The 18,662-nt window shown below is 39.7% G+C and carries 17 protein-coding genes; 1 reads left to right on the top strand and 16 read right to left on the bottom strand.

Annotated elements, in window-relative coordinates; translation table 11 throughout:
• Window positions 1–8: 8 nt before the first annotated feature.
• The 13 genes from pyrE to MUB24_RS01350 all read right to left on the bottom strand — a co-directional run bounded on the left by pyrE (window position 9) and on the right by MUB24_RS01350 (window position 14,307).
• A complete protein-coding gene (pyrE, locus tag MUB24_RS01410) occupies window positions 9–635 on the bottom strand; it encodes an orotate phosphoribosyltransferase (protein WP_396426684.1) in 627 nt (208 codons plus the stop codon).
• Window positions 632–1,348 carry an orotidine-5'-phosphate decarboxylase gene (gene pyrF, locus MUB24_RS01405; protein WP_244700187.1) on the bottom strand — a complete coding sequence of 239 codons (717 nt, stop codon included), beginning with the start codon at window positions 1,346–1,348 and terminating at the stop codon, window positions 632–634. The genes pyrE and pyrF overlap by 4 nt, the downstream gene beginning before the upstream one ends.
• Window positions 1,338–2,261 (bottom strand): dihydroorotate dehydrogenase, encoded by a 924-nt coding sequence (locus MUB24_RS01400; protein ID WP_244700185.1) that lies wholly within the window; start codon window positions 2,259–2,261, stop codon window positions 1,338–1,340. Before MUB24_RS01400 ends, pyrF begins: the two co-directional genes overlap by 11 nt.
• Window positions 2,258–3,040, bottom strand: a complete 783-nt coding sequence (locus MUB24_RS01395) for a dihydroorotate dehydrogenase electron transfer subunit (RefSeq protein ID WP_244700182.1) — start codon at window positions 3,038–3,040, stop codon at window positions 2,258–2,260. The genes MUB24_RS01400 and MUB24_RS01395 overlap by 4 nt, the downstream gene beginning before the upstream one ends.
• On the bottom strand, window positions 3,037–6,252 hold the full coding sequence (gene carB, locus MUB24_RS01390) for a carbamoyl-phosphate synthase large subunit (RefSeq protein ID WP_244700179.1): 3,216 nt from the start codon (window positions 6,250–6,252) through the stop codon (window positions 3,037–3,039). The genes MUB24_RS01395 and carB overlap by 4 nt, the downstream gene beginning before the upstream one ends.
• The gene (locus MUB24_RS01385; RefSeq protein WP_244700176.1) at window positions 6,245–7,336 is read right to left on the bottom strand and encodes a carbamoyl phosphate synthase small subunit; all 1,092 of its coding nucleotides are present in this window, start codon (window positions 7,334–7,336) and stop codon (window positions 6,245–6,247) included. Before MUB24_RS01385 ends, carB begins: the two co-directional genes overlap by 8 nt.
• Entirely contained in the window at window positions 7,336–8,613 is a 1,278-nt protein-coding gene (locus MUB24_RS01380; protein WP_244700173.1) for a dihydroorotase, read from the bottom strand. Before MUB24_RS01380 ends, MUB24_RS01385 begins: the two co-directional genes overlap by 1 nt.
• Window positions 8,614–8,627: 14 nt before the next feature.
• A complete protein-coding gene (locus MUB24_RS01375) occupies window positions 8,628–9,512 on the bottom strand; it encodes an aspartate carbamoyltransferase catalytic subunit (RefSeq protein WP_244700170.1) in 885 nt (294 codons plus the stop codon).
• Between the two features lie 142 nt (window positions 9,513–9,654).
• Window positions 9,655–10,191 carry a bifunctional pyr operon transcriptional regulator/uracil phosphoribosyltransferase PyrR gene (gene pyrR / locus MUB24_RS01370; RefSeq protein WP_244700167.1) on the bottom strand — a complete coding sequence of 179 codons (537 nt, stop codon included), beginning with the start codon at window positions 10,189–10,191 and terminating at the stop codon, window positions 9,655–9,657.
• 859 nt (window positions 10,192–11,050) lie between these two features.
• Window positions 11,051–11,272, bottom strand: a complete 222-nt coding sequence (locus tag MUB24_RS01365) for a hypothetical protein (protein ID WP_244700164.1) — start codon at window positions 11,270–11,272, stop codon at window positions 11,051–11,053.
• 44 nt (window positions 11,273–11,316) lie between these two features.
• Window positions 11,317–12,003 carry an ABC transporter ATP-binding protein gene (locus MUB24_RS01360; protein ID WP_244700161.1) on the bottom strand — a complete coding sequence of 229 codons (687 nt, stop codon included), beginning with the start codon at window positions 12,001–12,003 and terminating at the stop codon, window positions 11,317–11,319.
• 15 nt (window positions 12,004–12,018) lie between these two features.
• On the bottom strand, window positions 12,019–13,182 hold the full coding sequence (locus MUB24_RS01355; protein ID WP_244700158.1) for a hypothetical protein: 1,164 nt from the start codon (window positions 13,180–13,182) through the stop codon (window positions 12,019–12,021).
• A complete protein-coding gene (locus MUB24_RS01350) occupies window positions 13,183–14,307 on the bottom strand; it encodes an ABC transporter permease (RefSeq protein WP_244700156.1) in 1,125 nt (374 codons plus the stop codon). It abuts the gene before it with no gap.
• A gap of 249 nt (window positions 14,308–14,556) precedes the next feature.
• Between MUB24_RS01350 and MUB24_RS01345 the strand changes: the two genes are divergently transcribed.
• Entirely contained in the window at window positions 14,557–16,005 is a 1,449-nt protein-coding gene (locus tag MUB24_RS01345) for an ATP-binding protein (protein WP_244700154.1), read from the top strand.
• A 463-nt stretch (window positions 16,006–16,468) separates the two neighbouring features.
• Here the strand turns inward: MUB24_RS01345 and MUB24_RS01340 are convergent, their stop codons facing one another.
• From MUB24_RS01340 to lspA, 3 genes are all read right to left on the bottom strand, one after another.
• Window positions 16,469–17,008, bottom strand: coding sequence for a hypothetical protein (locus MUB24_RS01340; RefSeq protein ID WP_244700151.1), 540 nt, complete (start codon window positions 17,006–17,008; stop codon window positions 16,469–16,471).
• A 234-nt stretch (window positions 17,009–17,242) separates the two neighbouring features.
• A complete protein-coding gene (locus tag MUB24_RS01335) occupies window positions 17,243–18,145 on the bottom strand; it encodes an RluA family pseudouridine synthase (RefSeq protein WP_244700147.1) in 903 nt (300 codons plus the stop codon).
• A complete protein-coding gene (lspA, locus tag MUB24_RS01330; protein ID WP_244700144.1) occupies window positions 18,132–18,608 on the bottom strand; it encodes a signal peptidase II in 477 nt (158 codons plus the stop codon). Before lspA ends, MUB24_RS01335 begins: the two co-directional genes overlap by 14 nt.
• Between the last annotated feature and the right edge of the window lie 54 nt (window positions 18,609–18,662).

Raw genomic sequence — 18,662 nt, 5'->3', positions numbered from 1 at the left:
CGCTTTTCTTATTCCCATTCCTCGGGATTTTGTCGCCAGGCTTCAAGTGCTTCTCGATCGCTTTCTTCAATTATTCCTTTATGTAAAGCCAATTGAATCAAGCGTGAATACCCTGTTATGGAATAGGCCGCAAGTCCTGCTTCTTCCAGCTTTTGTTTTCCTTTCTCCAATTCATAAGTAAAAATTGATACGATTCCCAGCACTTCGATACCTTCTGCCTGAAGAGCTTGGGCGGCTGCGATCGCACTGCCGCCAGTCGAGATTAAATCTTCTACAACAACCGCTTTTTGTCCCTTAACCAGTTTTCCTTCAATTTGGTTGCCTTTTCCATGGCTTTTAGCGGAAGAACGAACATAACACATCGGCAGTTCAAGCTGATCACTTACCCAAGCGGCATGTGGAATTCCAGCGGTAGCCGTGCCCGCAATCAATTCTGCATCGGAAAAATGTTCCTGAATCAAGTGGGCCAAGCCTTGTGCAATTTCTTTTCGTAAGGGCGGATAAGATAAGGTTAAACGATTGTCACAATAAATAGGAGATTTCATCCCAGATGACCATGTAAAGGGATCATGGGGCTTTAGAGATACCGCCTTGATTTCTAATAATTGCTCAGATATCTTTTCTGACAAACTCATTTTGTATTCCTCTCCCATTCTAATTTTACTTTTTGATAAGCAGCAAATGGATCTTTTGCTCTTGTAATCGAACGACCGACAACAATATGGGAGGAGCCAATTTCCCTTGCTCGCTTCGGTGTAACAATTCTTTTTTGGTCATCGGCCGAATCCCCAGCTAGCCGAATGCCAGGGGTTACCCGTAAAAAACTCGCATCGGTTTGATCGCGAATTGCCCCTGCTTCTAAGGCAGAACAAACAACACCATCTAGTCCAGCCAGAAAGGCTAATCTCGCATAATGAAGAACAGAGTCTTTTAGTGGATGGTCAATTAACTGTTCGCGTTGCATTTGCACTTCACTTGTACTGGTCAATTGTGTAACGGCTATGATTTCTGGTCGCTTTTTCCCTGTTACAGTTCCTTCAACCAGCCCTTTTAAGGCAGCGCTCATCATCTCCATACCACCTGCAGCATGAATATTCACCATCTCGACTTCAAAGCTGGCAAGCACCTTCATCGCGCGATAAACGGTATTCGGAATATCATGTAATTTTAAATCAAGGAAAATCTCATGGCCTAATGATTTTAACCATTCTAATAAAGCTGGACCTTCCTTGTAAAACAGTTCCATGCCCACTTTTACAACTAAGGATTCGGCTTGAAAATGCTGCAAAAAATTTTCGGCTTCCGCTTTTTCCGAAAAATCAAGAGCAATGATCGGTTTAGCTTGCATATGTTTTCCAGCTCCTTCCAACCAATTTAGATATATGAGCAACCTGTAATTCTTCTAGTTTTCGTGGAAGTTCTTCAATTAATTGTGGACAAATAAACGGATTAGAAAAGTTCAATGTCCCAATGGCTACAGCACTTGCTCCAGCATCAAAATATTCAATGATATCATCGACTGACTCAATTCCACCCATCCCGATAATAGGAATCTTTACCTTTTGACTGACTTCATAGATCATTCGAATCGCAACAGGCTTAATCGCGGGTCCTGATAATCCCCCGCTATTATTGGCTAAAATCGGTTTTCCAGTCTTGATATCGATCCGCATGCCTAATAATGTGTTAATCATCGTCAACCCATCTGCGCCAGCTTCTTCCACGGCTTGTGCCATCCCGACAATATCAGACACATTCGGTGAAAGCTTCACATATACCGGCACCGCTGATACGTCCTTCACTCTTTTAGTTAATTCAGCGGCCACTTCAGGAATTGTACCAAATGCAATCCCTCCCTTTTTCACATTGGGACAAGAAATATTTAATTCCAGTGCATGGACATTCGGCGCCTTTGAAATTTCCTTTGCAACTTCTACATAATCCTCCGTTTCAGAACCAGCAACATTGGCAATGATTGGCACATCAAATTGTTCCAACCATGGCAATTCATTCGCTAGAACTCCTTCAAGCCCAGGGTTTTGCAAACCAATTGCATTCAACATACCAGCCGCGGTTTCTGCGACCCTTGGGGTAGGATTTCCAAATCTAGGCTCCAGTGTTGTCGCTTTGATCATAATCGCTCCTAATTTACTTAAATCAAAGAGCTGGCTAAATTCTCGGCCAAAGCCAAAACAACCGGAAGCCGGCATTATCGGATTCTTTAAAGATAAACCAGGTAATTCGATATTTAATTGACTCATGATAAAACCACCTTTCCGATTGGAAAAACGGGGCCATCACAGCAAACTTTTACATAATCTTTTCCATTGATTGGTTCATTTACGTGGCATACACAAGCAAAACAGGCGCCTATGCCACATCCCATTCTTTGTTCCATTGATAAAAATCCTTTTGTTCCTTGATAACGTTGTTGCAAAGCATTCAACATGGGCGTAGGACCACAAGCAAATAGCACATCAAAATTTAGTTGTTCCTTCTCGATGACATCCGTTACAAATCCCTTTGTTCCGTGCGAGCCATCGACTGTTGTTACGTAGGTTTCCCCGAATTCCGCAAATGGCCGTTCATAAAAAACGACCTCTTCAGATTGAAACCCTAACACATGGATCGTTTTGACCCCTTGTTTATTTAGCTGTTTGGCCAATTCATACAATGGCGGAACACCAATCCCACCGCCAACAAGTAAGGCTGTTTCCCTCGCTTTGACTTCATGTAAAGGAAATCCATTTCCAAGTGGTCCTAATACATCAAGCCGATTATTTTCTCCCTGTAAGGCAAGCAGTTTTGTGCCTTTCCCTTCCGCTCGATAAATAACCGTAAATTGTTGATGAGCTTGGTCTATTGCTGCAATGCTAATCGGTCTTCTAAGCAGGGGATCCAGTCCCGAATTTGTCCGAACGTGGACAAATTGCCCGGGCTGGTTCATTTGATTGACCATATCGCCTTCCAAAACTAGTTCATAGATGTCTTTCGCTAGTTGTTTTTGCGAAACCACACGCATCATTTCTTGCTGGATCAAAGTGGAATCGCCTCTTTTCCTTTGGACAATCCTCCTGCCATCGGTTCAGACGAGAATACCATTGATTCCAATACCCCTAAGATCGCTTCGGCCGTATCAAGAGACGTTAAGCAGGCAATCCCGTTTTCAACCGATTCCCTTCTAATTCTAAACCCATCGCGTTCCGGTTGTTTTCCTTTCGTTAATGTATTAATCACAATTTGTGCTTTTCCTTGTCGGATCACATCGATCAATGTTAATCCTTCTGAACCAATTTTCCCGACAACTTCAACCGGAATTCCATCATTTTCAATCACTTTAGCTGTCCCACTTGTTGCAAGAATCTGATAGCCAATGGAGGAAAATCTTTGTGCTAATTTACGTGCTTCTTGCTTGTCTTTATCAGCGACAGTAATTAAAACTGTTCCATGCGTCTTAATTTCCATCCCAGAGGCTACAAGTCCTTTATATAAAGCTTTTTCCATTGTTTTATCTTTTCCCATTACTTCCCCAGTTGATTTCATTTCCGGTCCAAGCGAAATATCCACTCTTCTCAATTTCGCAAATGAAAAGACGGGAACTTTTACATACACTCCGGATTGATCTGCTACAATGCCGGTTCCATAGCCGAGTGCCGGTAAGGACTCACCTAAAATGACCTTAGTAGCTAAATTAGCCATCGGAATTCCTGTAATCTTACTTAAGAAAGGCACGGTCCGGCTTGAGCGTGGATTCACTTCAATCACATACAATTCATTTTGGGAAATGACATATTGAATATTTAACAAGCCAATGATTTCAAGCCCGCGCGCTAATCGCTCCGTATAATTGACAATTTTCCTTTTCATTTCAGTACTTATATTTTGCGGTGGATAGACAGCGATGGAATCACCTGAGTGAACACCTGCCCGTTCAATATGTTCCATAATGCCGGGAATTAAGACATTTTCCCCATCGGAAATGGCATCGACTTCGATTTCTTTTCCAACTAAATAGCGATCCACTAAGACGGGATGTTCGGGATTAATTTTTACGGCATTTTCCATATAATGGAGCAGCTCTTTTTCCTCATACACGATTTCCATTGCTCTTCCGCCTAAAACATAGGAGGGTCGAACAAGAACAGGATAACCGATTTCTGTTGCAATCTTCACCGCTTCTTCCACTGAAAAAGCCGTTTTTCCTTTAGGTTGCGGGATATTTAACATTTCTAACGCTTGTTCAAATTTATCCCGGTTTTCAGCCCGGTCAAGACTCTCTAAAGTAGTTCCCAAAATTTTGACTCCACGTTCTTCCAATTCAGCCGCAAGATTTATCGCTGTTTGTCCACCAAATTGGACAACGACGCCTTCTGGTTGTTCTAAATCAATAATATGCATCACATCTTCGATTGTAAGTGGTTCGAAGTAAAGTTTATCAGAGATGCTAAAATCAGTTGATACCGTTTCAGGGTTGTTATTAATAATAATCGCTTCATAACCCGCTTCTTGAATTGCCCATACACTATGGACCGTTGCATAATCAAACTCAACCCCTTGGCCGATTCGGATGGGACCAGATCCAAGCACAACAACACTTTTCTTATCGGTTTGAATCGACTCATTCTCTGTTTCATAAGTTCCGTAAAAATAAGGTGTTTCGGCTTCAAATTCACCGGCACAAGTGTCCACTTTTTTATAGACGGGAATGATTCCTTGCTCTTTACGCCATATATATAATTCTTTTTCTGCAATGTTCCAAAGTGTCGCCAGTTTCTTATCGCTGAAACCACATTCTTTTGCTTTTCTTCCCCATTCCGGGTGAAATGGAGCTTTGAGCAACTGTTGTTCCAAGTTTATGATTTTCTCCAATTTATATAAAAAGTAAAGGTCGATTTTACTCCACTCATGAATCTCTTCGATGGAAATTCCTTGCCTTAAGGCTTCACCGATAAAAAACAAGCGCTCATCTGTCGCTCTTTCTATATGTTTTTTGAAAAATTCACGATCAGCCCCTAGCCCTTCTGGATGTTCAAGGTGAAAAATCCCACTTTCCAAAGAACGAACCGCTTTTAATAGTGATTCCTCAAACGTTCTACCGATCGCCATGACTTCCCCAGTTGCTTTCATTTGTGTTCCTAATTTCCGATTGGCCGATTCGAATTTATCAAAGGGCCATCGAGGAATTTTCGTGACGATATAATCGATGGTTGGTTCAAAGCATGCATAGGTTTTGCCTGTGACAGGATTCATGATTTCATCTAATGTATAACCTGCTGCAATTTTCGCCGCCAGTTTAGCAATTGGAAATCCTGTCGCTTTAGACGCAAGCGCCGATGATCGACTGACCCTTGGGTTCACTTCAATACAGTAATATTGGAAACTTTCTGGATCAAGCGCCAGTTGAACATTACAACCACCCTCGATTTCAAGGGCGCGGATCAATTTCAAAGCTGTATTTCGCATGATTTGGAGCTCACGATCACTAAGTGTTTGGCATGGAGCGACAACGATCGAGTCCCCTGTGTGAATGCCGACAGGATCAACATTTTCCATATTACAAATCACAATCGCATTATCATTTGCATCCCGCATCACTTCATATTCGATTTCTTTAAAGCCAGCAATACTTTTCTCAACGAGGCATTGGTGAACCGGACTATTTTTTAAACCATTCGTCACAATTTCTTTTAACTCTTCTACATTCTCACAAATTCCTCCGCCTGTTCCCCCTAATGTATAGGCTGGTCTCACAATAATCGGATAACCGATTTTTTCCGCAAAAGAAATGGCTTCATCGACTGTATGGATAATATCACTGTCTGGAACGGGCTCACTCAATTGATTCATTAAGGTTCTGAATTGATCTCGGTCTTCTGCTTGTTCAATTGCCGAAAGCTTCGTTCCAAGAATCTCGACCTGGCATTCTTCTAAAATACCTGCTTGCGCCAATTGCATCGCCATATTTAATCCGGTTTGGCCCCCTAAAGTTGGTAAAATCGCATCAGGTCTTTCTTTTCTGATGATTCTAGAAACAAATTCTAATGTAATGGGTTCAATATAGACTGCATCCGCAATTTCTGTATCCGTCATAATCGTCGCAGGGTTGGAGTTAATCAGAATCACTCGATAGCCCTCTTCTTTTAAAGCGAGACAAGCTTGTGTACCCGCATAATCAAATTCAGCGGCTTGGCCAATCACGATTGGACCTGATCCAATAACGAGAATGCTTTGAATATCCGTTCTTTTAGGCATGTTGTTCCATCCTTTCTTGTTGTTGATTCATCAGATTCATAAATTGATCAAAGACGATTTTTCCATCTTCAGAGCCTGGTGCTGCTTCTGGTTGGTATTGCACAGAGAAAGCAGGGAGTGTTTGATGTGTAAGCCCCTCAATCGAACCACCATTTAGTGCCTCTTGGGTGATCGTCAGTTTGCTTTGATGAACGGATGCTTTCACAACCTCGTAGCCATGATTCTGTGATGTGAAAACAATTTTCCCACTGGCAAGATCTTTTACTGGGTAGCTAGATCCACGATGACCAAAATGCATTTTTTCTATTTGACAACCATTCGCTAGTGCAAATAATTGATGACCTAGTCCAATCGCCAATAAAGGAAATTGCTGTTGAATGGTTTGAATCATCTCACAAACATGAGCGATGCTCTCCGGGTTCCCCGGTCCATTTGTCAGAAGCACACCATCAGGTTTTAACGCAAGAATTTCTTCTACAGGTGTATGAGCAGGAACTACCATAATATCGCAGCCCCGTTCCGTTAATTCCCGTAAAATTCCATGCTTAAGACCAAAGTCAATGACAACCACATTTTTCCCCCGCCCTGGACTTGGGAAAGGTTTAGCACGCGAAACTTGTTTTACCTCATTGGCAGGGAGCATCGTAGCCCGCAAGCGAATAAGAACATCCTCTGTCTTTTCCTCTACATGGCAAATAATCCCTTTCATCGTTCCTTTTTCCCGAATTAATCTCGTGAGCATCCTTGTATCAATTCCAGCAATACCAGGAATTTTCTTTAGACGTAAAAATTCTCCAAGTGACATATTAGAACGCCAATTGGACGGAAAATCGCAAGCCTCCTTCACGACAATTCCTTTTATGACGGGTTCAATACTTTCAAAGTCATCGCGATTAATCCCATAATTCCCGATAAGCGGGTAGCTAAAGGCCATAATTTGACCATAATTCGAAGGATCAGAAATGATTTCTTGGTAACCACTCATACTACTATTAAAAATAACCTCACCGATTGTCTCTTGTTCACTTCCGATGGCTTCACCTGTAAAGACTGTCCCATCTTCTAACACAAGTTTCCGTTTCATCAAGCTTCCTCTCCTTCAGACCATTTCAATTCCCCATTGACGAAAGTAGCAACGGGCCATCCCTGACAGCTCCAACCTTGAAAAGGCGTGTTTTTCCCTTTTGAGACAAAATGATCAGTATCGATAGGTTTTTCATGATTCAGGTCAATCAATGTAAGATCAGCTTGTTCTCCTAGTTGTAATCGTCCTTTTTCAAGAGCGAAGGTTTGAGCTGGTTTGACTGTTAACCAATCAATCAGTTGTTGTAGTTGGAAAATCCCTGTTTGGACAAAATATGTATAAAGCAGTGGGAAGGCAGTTTCTAAGCCAACAATGCCAAACGGTGCTTCCAGCATCCCCTTCGCCTTTTCCTCAGCCGTATGGGGCGCATGATCTGTTGCAATAAAATCGATTGTTCCATCAAGCAGCCCTTCGATCAAAGCATCTCGATCCTCTCTCCCTCTTAAAGGAGGATTCATTTTGAAGTTCGTATCCTCTCCAGGAATATCTTCCTCACAAAGTAGTAAATGATGGGGCGTAACCTCTGCTGTCACCCGAATCCCTGCTCGTTTCGCATCTCTGACTGTCCTTACGGATTCTTTTGTACTAATATGACAAACATGGTAATGACAATCGGCTGCTTCCGCGAGCAGTACATCTCTCGCAATCTGCACAGCTTCACAGATGGAAGGAATACCGGGAATCCCAGATCGTTTGGAGAATTTCCCTTCATGCACCGCTCCACCATAAATCAGCGAGTTATCTTCACAATGGGCCACAATCGCCATATCGAGCTGCGCCGCTTGTTTCATTGCTTCATACATCATCCCTGCTTCCTGAACACCGACACCATCATCGGTAAAAGCAAAGGCTCCCGCCTGCTTTAAGGCCTTAAAGTCTACCAGTTCCTCTCCCTTTTGACCGACCGTAATCGCTGAATAAGGTAACACATTGACATGGGCCCTCTTTTTACATTCATTCACGAGCCAACTCATTTGCTCGGCGCTATCCGGCACTGGATTTGTATTCGGCATTGCGGCAACAGTCGTAAATCCCCCTTTTGCCGCTGCAAGTGTTCCCGTTTCGATCGTTTCTTTCTGTTCACCACCTGGTTCACGCAAATGAATGTGAACATCAACAAAACCGGGAGTAAGCATAAGCCCATTTGCATCCCATTCTTTTTCTCCTGCATGTAAAAGGTTCTTTCCTATTTCTTTTACTTTTCCATCTTTTATTCTAACATCTATTTTTTCTGTGAAATTTGTCATCAAACTCGCATTTTTAATCAACCAATTCATTCAAATCATCCCTCCTATGATTCTAGCAATTTTCTTAATACAGCCATTCTGACATACACACCATTTTCCATTTGTTTAAAAATTCTTGACCGCTCACATTCTACCAGTTGATCAGCGATTTCCACATTCCGGTTAACAGGGGCAGGATGCATAATAATACTTCCCTGTTTCATTCTTCTCTCTCGTTCCACTGTCAAACCATATTGCTGATGGTACTCTTCAGCCGTGATTGCCGATAAACTGACATGGCGCTCATGCTGTATTCTAAGCAGCATGATGACATCAACGGATTCAATGATGTCATCGAATGGAAAATTCCTCTTCCCTAGAGCTTCATCATGCAAAAACCATTCTTCTGGACCAGAAAAAACTACTTCGGCCCCAAGCGCTGTTAAAGCCTCTAGATTCGATTTCGCGACACGGCTATGTTGTAAATCTCCGACAATCGCAATTTTTAAGCCTGAAAACGAGCCAAATTCCTGTTTGATCGTCAATAAATCTAGAAGGCACTGGGTCGGATGCTGTCCGCAACCATCCCCGCCATTGACAAGATGTAGTCCAACCTTATCCTGTAACTCATGATAGTAGGCTTTTTGTTCATGACGGATCACCGCAAGCGAGATCCCGATCGACTCCAACGTTCGGATTGTATCATATAAACTTTCCCCCTTGATTGTACTACAATAGCCCGCCTCAAAAGGGATCACATCTAAACCAATCTTTCGCTCTGCCATTTCAAAGCTTGTTTTCGTTCGTGTACTCGGTTCAAAAAATAAATTGGCGGCAAAGGTTCTCTTCTCAGGGGCCCAATGATCCCCCCTAGAAAAACCTTCAGCTACATGTAAGATTTCCATAATCTCAAGGCTTGTTACATCATTCATAGATAGTAAATGCTTCATTTAATCGCCTCCGCTTTCCCCATAAAAAAACCTCTTTATCCGTTTCTTGACAAAGAGGGTGTGAGAAAGAAACAGGTGAGCGCTCCCTGTTTCACCTCCCTTTGTCAGCCTCACAGGACCGTCCTTTAAAAGGGAATCATATTTATTTTAAAATATTTACCTGGTCAATTCCATCGGCTTCTACAAGCTCAACAACAATTCTTTCTTGACTTGATGTCGGGATATTCTTGCCAATAAAATCTGCTCGGATCGGCAATTCGCGGTGACCGCGATCCACTAATACGGCAAGCTGAATAGAAGCGGCACGACCGAAATCAACAAGGGCATCCATTGCGGCCCGAACCGTTCGACCTGTATATAACACATCATCGACCAAAATAACTTTTTTATTGGTGATCTCGACCGGTAATTCCGATCCTTTTACTTTCGGCTCTGCATCCACTGTTTTATACGAGAGATCATCTCGATATAATGTGATATCCAATTCTCCAACGGGAATGCGTTCGCCTTCAATTTGCTCGATTCGTTTTGCCAATCGCTCAGCTAGATGAATACCTCTCGTTTTAATGCCAACGAGAATACACTCTTCAATGCCTTTATTCCGTTCCAGTATTTCATGCGCAATCCTCGTCAACGCCCTTTGAATTGCCTTTTCATCCAACACGATCGTTTTTCCCATCTCGCCTCACCTCTTTTTTTAAGAAATGAAAAAACCCTCACACCTTAAGGCATGAGGGTATACGTATCCAAAAATGAATCACTTATGTCGGCTGACACAAGTAACGGTTTGTATCCTTCATAGCCTCACAGGACTACATTAAAGGTTCATATGTAACTAATAACACTATAAACTTCCCATTGACGATTGTCAATGGTTTTTTCTTTTCTTCAGCTCTAAGGTGTAAATATTTTTCGGGCAAAATTTTGCGTTTTTTAGAGATGACTTACCTCTTTGTACATCCACCTCACCTTGGATCTATGTTTTTGAGGAACCCGCGACTTTTCGTGCATCCAACCCCATTTTGGATCTACGTTTTTGAGGAACCTTCGATTTTTCGTAGATCCAATCCCACTTTGGATCTACGTTTTTGAGGAACCTTCGACTTTTCGTAGATCCAACCCCATTTTGGATCTACGTTTTTGAGGAACCTTCGACTTTTCGTGCATCCAACTTCGCTTTGGATCTACGTTTTCGAGGAACCTTCAATTTTTCGTACACCCAACCCCGCTTTGGATCTACGTTTTTGAGGAACCTTCGACTTTTCGTGCATCCAACTTCGCTTTGGATCTATGTTTTTGAGGAACCTTCGATTTTTCGTGCATCCAACCCTGCTTTGGATCTACGTTTTCGAGGAACCTTCGATTTTTCGTGCATCCAACCTCACCTTGGATCTATGTTTTTGAGGAACCTTCGACTTTTTGTGCATCCAACTTCGCTTTGGATCTATGTTTTTGAGGAACCTTCGATTTTTCGTGCATCCAATCCCGCTTTGGATCTGCGTTAAAGAGAAAGAGAAAAAAATCCATATTTTATATTTCTAATCCATATCCTGATGATGATACAACTTACTATAAAGCCCGTTTAAATCAGGCAAGCTCTCATGGTTCCCATCTTCAACGATCTTTCCATTGTCCACGACAATGATTCGATCTGCTTGATGTGCTAATGACAAACTATGGGTAACGAATAAAACAGTAGTCCCTCCTTTTATTAACTCCCTAATGGAATTGGAGACAAGCTCTTCCGATTCCTGATCCAAAGCCCAAGTAACCTCAATATCTTACAATTTCTCCTTTACAGTGTCTATGGTGTTAATACATCTGAAATTATCCGCCCATCACTCATAGTGATAATTCGCTTACACCGACGAGCTACACTTTCTTCATGTGTAATAACTATAATCGTTTTTCCTTTAGCATTAAGCTCTTCAAAAATAGACATAATCAATTCAGTGTTCTTTGTGTCAAGTGAACCCGTTGGCTCGTCTGCTAGAATAACTGCTGGACTGTTGATTAATGACCTTGCTATAGCCACTCTCTGTTTTTCTCCACCAGAAAGTTCAGAAACTCGCCTTTTTGCAAGATGTTCAATATTTAGCTCTTTAAGTTGCTCTAAAGCTTTTGCGCGAATTTTTCTCAGTGGAGTTTTATTAAACATTAGAGGTAAACCTACATTATTAATCGCACTTTGATCATTAATGAGACCAAAGTCTTGCATACCAAAGCCAAAAGACTTATTTCTGAGTTCCGTCATGGTACTTGTTTTTCGATTCGATATATCTTCACCATTAAGCAAGTAAGATATTGATGTAGCTGTATCTGTACAACCAATTATATTCAATAGAGTAGACTTACCTGCACCAGACGCTCCTTTTATTGCCACTAGTTCCCCTGATTCAACTGTCAAATCTACGCCATCTAATGCAATAGACTCCGCACTGGTACCCATTTTATATTTTTTTACGGCTCCCCTAATCTCAATTAGTGCCACGCAACATCTCTCCTCTTAATCTCGGTTTCTATATAAATCTATTAAATTACTTTTTTCCATTTTTATAATAAATCCGACTGAAGTTACACAATAGATTAGTGTTAAGTATAAACCAATAAATGTGAAGGTTAACCAATTGACTGTAGTAGTCGGATCTAACCTAAAAAGGTTGTGTATTAAAGGTAAATTATAGAGAACTAACATAGTCGCAAAAGAAAAAACAATTACTGCAAAACCACGAATTCCTTCAATAAGTGCACATTTTCTGTTACTTAAACCTAGCATATAGTAAATTGCAAATGTCTTTTCGTTTTCCAAATTAATTACGCTGTTGTTTCCCCAAATTCCTATGATTGATAGGAGAGAAAATATAACAAATGGAATAATAGTAACAATAAAATACTGGTTGAGATTTTTTTGGTAATTTTTTTGCAATAGCTGTATATCTGTTATATTTCCGTATTTACTGAATACTTCATTAATTTTTTTGTCAGAGATACCTTTATTTGGGAATATTAGCTTACCAAGCGAATCTCCCATACCTACTGTTGAAGCAGGACTAAGTCTATCTAAAGGAACGAGAAGTGCATTGCTTTCCTTAGCCATTAGGTAATCAAGTCCTGGAGCTGTTCCACCAGCTTGAAAAGTTAAAATATTAGTGTGCCTCGGTAGTACACCTATTACGATAGACTTTTCTATTGAATTATTTGGAAAAACCTTTATAGATACCTTTTGGTTCAATTTCAAAGTATCTCCAATAGAGATAATCGGTAATAAACTACCTGTATATTTGTCAAATGAAACACCAGATACAGTAGGCTGTTGTAAATGTTTTAATAATTCTAAGGAGTATGCATATCCATTGTAATCATTTCCACCTATCGTTGCATTGAAACTCTTTACCTCACCAATCGATACTTCCCCCTTAAATTTGTTTACATCATTATAGAATTCCTCTGGTGTCAAACCTGACGAGGAAAGCCTGAATAAAAAAAAAGGTAAATAATATCCCCTAGATTTGTCAAGTGAGCTCGTAATTTTATACGTTTCGTACGCATCTTGAACCTTGCTAATAATTCCAATAAAAATAAACATAGACACTACCAATTGAAAGGTTAGTAAAACAAATGCCAATTTTTTATTTCGAATAGTCTCTAAAACTAATAGTAGTATTTTCATCTATAATCCCCTAATCCAATACAGTTCTCTATTTCGATTGAATCTAATAACAAATAAAAAATTTAAAATTACTGTGATCATCACTAAAACAAAACCAACTAGGAAGTACGTCGAAAAACCTGAAACTACTACTACACCATATCTGATAAAAACACTTTCTAGTATCCTATATAATATTTGGCCTAATAATATGGGGAGAAGAGCGATTATTACACTGTTGAGAACTAATAAAAATGAGAGTTGTTTTCTCTTACAACCACACAAAGTGTATATGCCATACAGTCTCTTATTATGTTTTATCCAGTAATGTTGCAGAGAAAAAATATTCACTAAAGAAACAACAAAAATTAGTAGTACTTGTATAAAAGCAAACAAAAAAACCTCTGACTTCATAGGACTGGTCGGAACTGGGATTGTGTAACTTGATACAAATTTCATTTCATTTAATTTATTTATTAAATAGGTTCTTTGCTTAGATGACAACATTTTTCCGAAGTTACATTTAATCAGGGCAGTTTTATAATTTTTTGTGAAATATGGAATCGGCACACTAATACTGGTGTCTAAATCGTAGTTCATATCTACACCAATAAGCGTAAAAGTTTTGTCACCATAAATTATTTTTTTCCCTATAGGATCTTGAATATTCATTTTTTGCAAGAATGAATCCGTAACTAGTGCGACGCTACTCGTATCTTTTTCTGTAAAATTCCTTCCTGTCACTATCCAAACAGGGTCATTAATTATTTCTCCAATAACAGGAATTTTCTCCCCCAACTTATCTACTGTTGTTTGTTCTGTACCATCAGTTGTAACTACAGTTTCATTGTCATTACCAGGGACTTCTTGAAACAATGTCATCCGTTTAGGGGTTGGGATCATTTTTCCTGTCATTATATCTATTAAATCCTTCACTTCTTTAGAAGTTGTGTGATCTTCTAAAGTTATGCTAACTGTACTGTTACTCAAAAAACTTGCTGATTTTGCCGAATTCATTAAGAAGCCTGTATAGAATTGGAGTCCAAAAGTGGAAATAATCAAGCCAAAGATAATCATTAAAAATAGTAGCCTCTTTTGGATGAAGAACGATTTTATATTGTTGATTGAGAGGGCAATTAGATTCATTTATTTTTTACTCCCTATAAAAAGTTCTATAAAGTACCGAAAATCGAAATTAGTAGGAAATTAATTAATTATGCTACTTATACCTAAATTCTTACTCTAAGAATAGCAGATAATAAATTGCCGCTATGCTCGGTCCCCACATATCAGCCGCTCCACAGATGAATCCGAGCAAAGATGTCATATATACTTATATTTTCCACCGAAATAGTGTATACTATAACTAACAATATGGACAGAGGTGAATACTACATGTCTTTCATACCTCAAGAAAAAATACTAAAAGTGTTATTAGGCTTTAATCCTTGGTGGAATATAGGACGAATTCCAAAAAACTTAATAAAGCCTGTAAAACGATTGGCCTTTTATGAAGCAAAGAAAATCTTTTATCATCCGCAAATTCGCCGGGAAATCATTTTGTCGGGTCCTAGGCGAGTAGGAAAAACCACGATTATGTATCAAATGATGGATGAAGTGATGACATCTTCATCGCCAAAACAGATTCTTTACGTTTCATTCGACCATCCCATGCTAAAGTTATGTCATATAGGTGAAATCTTGGAAGTATTTGAAAACAATATTTCAAATGGGAATAAGGAACTATACCTATTTTTCGATGAAATCCAGTATGCATCAGATTGGGATACATGGTTAAAAACATTATATGACCAGAACCCGCAGTATAAAATTGTGGCAACTGGTTCTGCCAGTCCCATCATCTCTACAAAAATGAATGAGAGTGGGGTTGGAAGGTGGACACAAATTAAAGTACCAACCTTATCATTTTATGAGTATATTGAGCTTATCGGCATACCCAAGCCTTTAATACCAAAAGGGATTAAACCAACTTCTCTAAAGCAACTTGGACAGAAACAATTAACAGAACTAATGGTATCTCTACACCCACTTCAAAAATATTTCCATCATTATTTATTAATCGGTGGTTTTCCAGAAGTGGCATTAACTCAAGACATTTCATTTGCACAAAAGGTCATTCGGGAAGATGTTGTAGACAAAGTATTAAAAAGAGACATTGTTTCTTTATTTAACGTACGGAATGTCTCTGAGTTTGAAAAAATATTTTTATATTTATGTATGACAAGTAGTAATATTGTTGTCCAGGAAACGATCGCCAAAGAAGTTGGCGTTTCGAGACAAACGATTAGTAACTATTTGGAGCTACTCGAGCAAGCAAACTTAATTTATTCGAGCAGACCTATTGATCTAAAAGGGAAAAAGGTTCTTAAATCAAAACCGAAAATATATTTAGCTGACCCTGCCATTAGAAATGCCGTTTTAATGCTTGGGGAAGAAGTTATGACAGATCCCCTTGAAATGGGAATTATCATTGAGACAGCAGTTTACAAACATATTCATACGTTTTTTTACTCTCAACACCTAGATATTGGGTACTATCGGGATGGAAAGACACAGAAAGAAATTGACATAATTGTTTCGTTTCCAATAGGCCGTATCCTGATCGAAGTGAAGTACAAACATAATTCAACCATCTCTGAACATGAAGCCATTGTTGAGTGGGCAAATGATCCACAGACAAAAGGAGCCATTGTCGTCACTAAAAAGGATGATGACTATGGTATCACGAAGCATGAAGCAAAAACTTCCATTATTCGTATTCCAGCTTTTGCATTTTTGTATTTATTAGGACAGGCAGAAAAAGAAGGATACGAACTATTATGAGCCTGAATTATTCATAACCATGTTCTGTATCCTTCGGCGCTCCTGATATAAACGGCACATTTAAGCCATTAAGGGCATCACCAAATAAGTGAAAGAAAAACACATGAAAAGAAGCCCAATTTTTAGTAATGTCAAAAGTGACTAAATTGTAGAGTCTCAAGGAAAATCATAAAAAGTGTGGAGACAATTTTTCGGCTCCCATCAGATTACGGGCGTTTTGAATCGGTCTATGTGACCATTTTTGCGCCCTCCGCCTGATTTCGGTCGCATAGAATCGGTCTATGTGACCGTTTTTGTGACTACCACCTGATTTTGGTCGCATAGAATCCGTCTATGCGACCGTTTTTGTGACTACCACCTGATTTTGGTCGCATAGAATCCGTCTATGCGACCGTTTTTGGGGACCTCCACCTGAATTCGGGCGTATAGAATCCGTCTATCTATTAGAAATCGTACTGAATGCCTAATCGGTAATCTTGCTTACATGTATTGTAGGAATCATTCGCCAGCCGTTGGCATCAACTACTAAGCGAATACGTTCTTGTCCCTTGCTGTCAGATAATTTGACTCCTACTGAACCGTCCTGGGACCGATCCATCTGTGCTCTTGTTACTCCGCTTGGCCGATCATAAAGAGTATACCCATACATGCGTTCTCCAATGGTACTTTCATGAAAATACATTTGTGTAACCTGGTCACCCTTATAACCATCAAAGGTAAACGAGGCCGATGATTCGGTTTTCCCAGTATATTTTCCGTCAAAATCCTCTGACGTGTATGTTCTGCTACCAAATACCAATCCACCGCATTCATCCCCATCATTGTTATAAAATAACATTCCAGATAACGGTACGATCCCCGATCTAACACAAGTTTTTCCATCAATTATCGGATCGGGAATACGATCACTATTGAATAAAGACATTCGTACATTTCCATCTTGATCGACAATATTGATTTTTTCTACATCAAGTTCAACCATTTTTTCCTTTTTATTTGACACATTAGCCATCCTCCTATCCAGAATGAAATCGGATACATATTACAATTTATGACCTTCTTCTTTTCACGTCAAGTTTTCTATGAAAAAGTTCCGGAAAGTTCAAAAATATATTGTGGATAACATAAAGTTATCCACTGTAAAATGTTGGCCATTGAACAACACTATAGCTTTTGATCATTGAAACCGAAGTCTAGACGATTAATCGATTGAGCAACAACACGTAAAAGTGAAATATTATCTTAAACTAACCAATAAATCTTGAAAATAAGTCGGCAATGGGCTTGAGAATTCCATATATTCTTTTTTTCTCGGATGAATAAATCCTAATACACCAGCATGTAAGACTTGTCCATTCATTTCTAACGTTTTTCTTGGACCATATTTAGGGTCTCCGACAAGTGGGTAACCGATATATTTCATATGAACGCGAATTTGGTGGGTCCTACCTGTTTCTAGCACACATTCCACAAATGTATATGGATCCAAGCGTTCCGCTACTTGGAAGTGAGTGACTGCATGTTTTCCACCATCCACCACAGTCATTCTTTGCCGGTCCTCTTTATCCCGGCCAATAGGTGCATCGATTGTTCCGTGGTCATGGGGAATTAGCCCATGAACAAGCGCGAAATACTTTCGGGTCACCGTTTTTTCAACTAATTGATTGACTAATTGTTCATGGGCATAATCATTTTTCGCCACCATTAATAAGCCGGAGGTATCTTTATCAATCCGATGGACGATACCAGGACGTAAAACCCCATTAATGCCTGATAAATCTTGACAATGTGCCAGAAGACCATTGACAAGTGTTCCTGAGGAATGTCCTGGAGCGGGATGAACGACCATTCCCTTTGGTTTATTCACAACAATCACATCTTCATCTTCAAAATAAATATCAAGCTCCATCTGTTCAGGTTGTACATCTAATGGCTCTGGTTCTGGTATGTTAATTTCAATCTGGTCCCCCGCATGACATTTGTAATTCGCTTTTTCCTTTTTTCCATTTACTTGAACAAGTCCATCGCGAATCCATTGCTGTACTTGGGAACGAGACCATTCATTTTCTAAGGCTGTAACGACTCTATCAAGACGCTCACCATGATCCGTATCGATCGTACAATGTTTAATGTTGTGCATTCTTTTTCTCCTTCTCTTCCCGACCTTCCTTGATGAGTTGGATAAACATAAGAATGACTCCTATCGTGAGGGCCGAATCCGCAATATTAAAGATCGGAAAATCATAAGTGAAAATATAGGTATCCACAAAATCAACGACTTCTTGGCGGAAAACACGGTCAATAAAGTTGCCAATGGCCCCTCCCAATATAAAACTTAAACTTAATTGGAAAAGATATTTCCCTTTTGCATGCTTTTGCATGTAATAAATAATGGCAATAACAACGACTACCGTGATGATATAAAATAACCACATTTGATTTTCTAAAATCCCCCATGCGGCTCCGCGGTTTCGATGGGAGGTTATGTAAAAGAAATTTTGAATAATGGGGATGCTTTCCCCAAGCTCCATATTTTTGACAATCAGCCATTTGGTAAACTGATCAAGAGCAATTATAAAAAGTGCAAGTAGATAAAAGAGCACTGGCTAACCTCCACCTCAAAATAAATTCTATTTCTTGTATTTTAGCATAAATAC

The sequence above is a fragment of the Lederbergia sp. NSJ-179 genome, assembly GCF_022867885.1.
Taxonomy (GTDB): Bacteria; Bacillota; Bacilli; order Bacillales; family Bacillaceae_C; genus Lederbergia.
The sequence above is the reverse complement of the archived record's forward strand: the minus strand, read 5'-3'. Positions and strand labels throughout refer to the sequence as shown.